At 75.5% G+C, this 3,487-nt stretch carries 4 protein-coding genes, 1 tRNA gene, 1 other RNA gene and 1 pseudogene; 4 read left to right on the forward strand and 3 right to left on the reverse strand.

Annotated features, from left to right (window positions below; all coding sequences use genetic code 11):
* Window positions 1–329, reverse strand: a 329-nt coding sequence (locus tag E9529_RS21220; RefSeq protein ID WP_236833247.1) for a protein kinase, incomplete at its 3' end; no start/stop codon positions are given.
* 18 nt (window positions 330–347) lie between these two features.
* Window positions 348–695, reverse strand: coding sequence for a hypothetical protein (locus tag E9529_RS21225; protein WP_236833248.1), 348 nt, complete (start codon window positions 693–695; stop codon window positions 348–350).
* A gap of 160 nt (window positions 696–855) precedes the next feature.
* Here E9529_RS21225 and E9529_RS21230 point away from each other — a divergent pair.
* Window positions 856–940, forward strand: a tRNA-Ser gene (locus tag E9529_RS21230).
* Between the two features lie 54 nt (window positions 941–994).
* Here E9529_RS21230 and E9529_RS21235 read toward each other — a convergent pair.
* Window positions 995–1,918, reverse strand: coding sequence for a DMT family transporter (locus E9529_RS21235; RefSeq protein ID WP_236833249.1), 924 nt, complete (start codon window positions 1,916–1,918; stop codon window positions 995–997).
* A 176-nt stretch (window positions 1,919–2,094) separates the two neighbouring features.
* On the opposite strand from E9529_RS21235, the gene ffs reads away from it, so the two are divergent.
* From ffs to E9529_RS21250, 3 genes and pseudogenes are all read left to right on the forward strand, one after another.
* Window positions 2,095–2,190: signal recognition particle sRNA small type (gene ffs / locus E9529_RS21240), an RNA gene on the forward strand.
* A gap of 135 nt (window positions 2,191–2,325) precedes the next feature.
* Window positions 2,326–2,796, forward strand: a pseudogene (locus tag E9529_RS21245) (AAA family ATPase); the annotation flags it as partial.
* Between the two features lie 112 nt (window positions 2,797–2,908).
* Window positions 2,909–3,448, forward strand: a complete 540-nt coding sequence (locus E9529_RS21250) for a hypothetical protein (protein ID WP_236833250.1) — start codon at window positions 2,909–2,911, stop codon at window positions 3,446–3,448.
* The last annotated feature ends 39 nt before the right edge of the window (window positions 3,449–3,487 follow it).

Below are 3,487 nucleotides of genomic sequence, written 5' to 3' on the forward strand. Positions count from 1 at the left end.
CCGAGGACCTGCGCCAGGCTGCGGGAGGGCAGGTACTCCATGACCAGCCAGGGCACGCCGTCCTCGACCGCCACGTCGTAGACCGAGATCGCGTGCGGGTGGGTCAGCCGGGCGGCGATGCGGCCCTCGCGCAGCGCCCGCTGCCGCTGCTCGTCGATCTGCTCCTCGTCGGCCCCCAGCGGCATCAGGACCTGCTTGACCGCGACCTGCCGGCCCAGCCGCTCGTCGCGCGCCAGCCAGACGGTGCCCATGCCGCCGCCGCCGATCTGCTCCTCCAGGCGGTATCGCCCGGCGACGAGGCGGCCGGGCCCGGTACCGGGTGGGGTCATCGAGGGCGGCGCGCCGGGTCAGACGGTGGAGGGCACGCCGTACCGGCGTGCGTACTCCTCCTGCGCGCCCGCGGGCAGGACGTCGTAGAGCTCGCCGAGCTCGTCGTGGACGCCGGCGTCGAGGTCGTCGAAGATCCGCTGCCAGGTGGGCGGCTCGTCGTAGCTGCGGGTGAGGAGCAGCTCCCAGGCCTGGGCCTGGCGGTCGCGCTTGCTGCGCTCGGCGGCGAACTCGGACAGGTAGCGGTCCTTCGCCGCCGTCTTCTCCGCCGCCGTGGCCCCGGCCGGCAGCGCCGCGGCGTCGCCGCCCTTGAGCACACCGACGATCGCATCGACGACGTCCGGCCGGACCTCGCTGTGCTCACCCATGTCCTGCGCCTCCTCCGTGCGGCCCGCGGGTGCAGGCCTTCCCCGCCGTCCGTCCGGTCAACCGCTCTGCGGTGAGGATGCCGCACGACGCCGCGCGTGGCCTCCCCGCGGTCTCCCGGCGAGCCGCGCGACGGCGCCCGGTACCATCTAGCCCGTACCTGGAGGATTCGCCTAGTGGCCTATGGCGCTCGCTTGGAAAGCGGGTTGGGGGCAACCCCTCGGGAGTTCGAATCTCCCATCCTCCGCAGGTCGACGGGCCCCCGGCGTGCTGCCGGGGGCCCGTCGCGTCCGCGCCGTCCTCAGGCGCCCGCCGCGGGCACCGGCTGCCGCAACCGGCGCAGGTACAGCCCGGCGACGGCGGCGAGCACGAGCAGCCCGCCGACGAGCGCGAGCGGGGCCAGGCGCTCGCCCAGCAGCAGCGTGGCCAGCGCGGTGGCGGTCAGCGGCTCCAGCAGCGTGACGATCGCGGCGACCGCACCCGGCACGCTGCGCAGCCCGGTGAAGAAGAGGGCGTAGGCCAGCGCGCTGGGGACGATGCCCAGGTACAGCAGGACGCCCAGCGCGACCGGGTCGGCGGTCAGGCGCAGCCCGGCCACCAGCGCGACGGGGGTGAGCAGCAGCGCGCCGCCGGCGAAGCCGACGAGCGTCACCGGCACCCCGGCCGGCACCCCGCCGCCGGCCAGCGTGACGACGGCGTAGCCGAGCGCCGAGCCGACCGCGAGGAGGGCGCCGAGCAGCACCGCCGTCCCGGTGCCGGTTCCCGCCGACACGCCGACGAGCAGCACCAGCCCGACCAGGGCGACGACGAGCGCGACGACCGTGGGGGCATCCGGGCGGCCGGAGCCGAGGAGCGTGGCCCCCACGGCGATCAGCAGCGGCGCCAGCCCCAGCGCCACCAGGGTGGCGATGCTCACCCCGGCCGTGGCCACCGCCGCGAAGTAGGCCAGCTGGTAGCAGGCCAGCCCCGCGCCGACGAGCGCCAGGCGGGCGGCGGTGCCGCGCCCGACCGGGGGCAGCGGGCCGGCCCGCCGCCGGGTGACCGCCCAGGGGACCAGCAGGGCGACCGCGCCGATGGCCATGCGGTGCCAGGCGATGTCGAGGGGACCGAGGTCGCTGTGGCGGGCGACGATCGAGCCGCTGAGGCCGGAGGTGCCCCAGCAGAGGGCGGCGAGGACGACGAAGGTGAAGCCGCGGGTGGACGCGGCGGTGCTCGGGGTGGTCATGGTGCTCCAGGACGGTGGCCGGTACGGGGCTCGTCGGCCGGAGCGCGGGGCGGATCAGCCCGCGGGGCTCCGGCTCAGGAGCGCGGCGGGGGGAGGACCAGGGAGCACCGGGGGGTCATGCGCGGCAGCCTAGCGGGGCGCGCGCCCGCAGCCCGGGGGGTTCCTCTACAGTGGGTGCCGACCCCTCGTGTGGCGTCACCCTGTGAACCTCCCCAGGGCCGGAAGGCAGCAAGGATAAGCGGGCTCTGGCGGGTGCGCGAGGGGTCCTTTTCTTGCTCCGGGGCGCTGGATCCGACGTCCGTGCACGGGCTGGGGAGCGGGTCGGCCGTGGTGTCGGTCCCGGCACGTAACCTCGCCCCGTGGCACTGGCGCTCTACCGCAAGTACCGCCCGGCGACCTTCGCCGAGGTGGTCGGTCAGGAGCACGTCACCGCTCCGCTGGTCAACGCGGTCGACGGCGGCCGGATCAACCACGCCTACCTGTTCAGCGGCCCGCGCGGCTGCGGCAAGACGTCGTCGGCACGCATCCTGGCCCGCTCGCTGAACTGCGAGCAGGGGCCGACGTCCACGCCGTGCGGGGTCTGCGCCTCCTGCGTCGCCCTGGCGCCGGACGGGCCGGGCTCGCTCGACGTCATCGAGATCGACGCGGCCAGCCACGGTGGTGTCGACGACGCCCGCGACCTGCGCGAGCGGGCGTTCTTCGCGCCGGTGAGCAGCCGCTACAAGGTCTACATCGTCGACGAGGCGCACATGGTGACCACGCAGGGCTTCAACGCCCTGCTCAAGGTCGTCGAGGAGCCGCCGGAGTTCCTGGTCTTCGTCTTCGCGACGACGGAGCCGGAGAAGGTGCTGCCGACCATCCGGTCGCGCACCCACCACTACCCCTTCCGCCTGGTGCCGCCCACGACGCTGCGCACCCTGCTGGAGCGGACCTGCGATCGACGCGCTGGCCGCCCACGACGCCCCGGGTGTCTTCCGGGCGGTCGACCGGGTGGTCGAGGCCGGGCACGACCCCCGCCGCTTCGCCACCGACCTGCTCGACCGGCTGCGCGACCTGATCGTGCTCGACGCCGTCCCCGACGCCGGCGGCAACGGCCTGCTCGACTGCCCGCCCGACCGGCTGGACCTGATGAACCAGCAGGCCCAGGCGCTGGGCTCGGCCACCCTGTCGCGGATGGCCGACACGGTGCACGAGGGGCTCACCGAGATGCGCGGGACGACGGCGCCGCGGCTGCTGCTCGAGCTGGTCTGCGCCCGCATGCTGCTGCCGGCCACGGACGGGTCGGCCGCCGCCACCCTGCAGCGCCTCGAGCGGCTCGAGCGGCGGATGTCGATCGCCGGCGAGCACGCGGGCCGGCCGCGGGAGGAGATCGGCCACCGGGAGGGCGCCCCCGCCGCTGTCGCCGAGCCCCCGGCTCCCGACCAGGAGGCGGCCGCGCACTCGGGGACCCGGCGGGAGTTCGTCCGCAAGTCGCAGGTCCGCTCCAGCAGGGTGCGCAGCGTCGTGGGCGGCACCAGGCGGAAGGGGTAGTGGTGGGTGCGCGACCGGATGGTCGGCAGCACCTTCTCC

The organism is Blastococcus sp. KM273128 (assembly GCF_021698975.1).
Classification (GTDB): domain Bacteria; phylum Actinomycetota; class Actinomycetes; order Mycobacteriales; family Geodermatophilaceae; genus Blastococcus.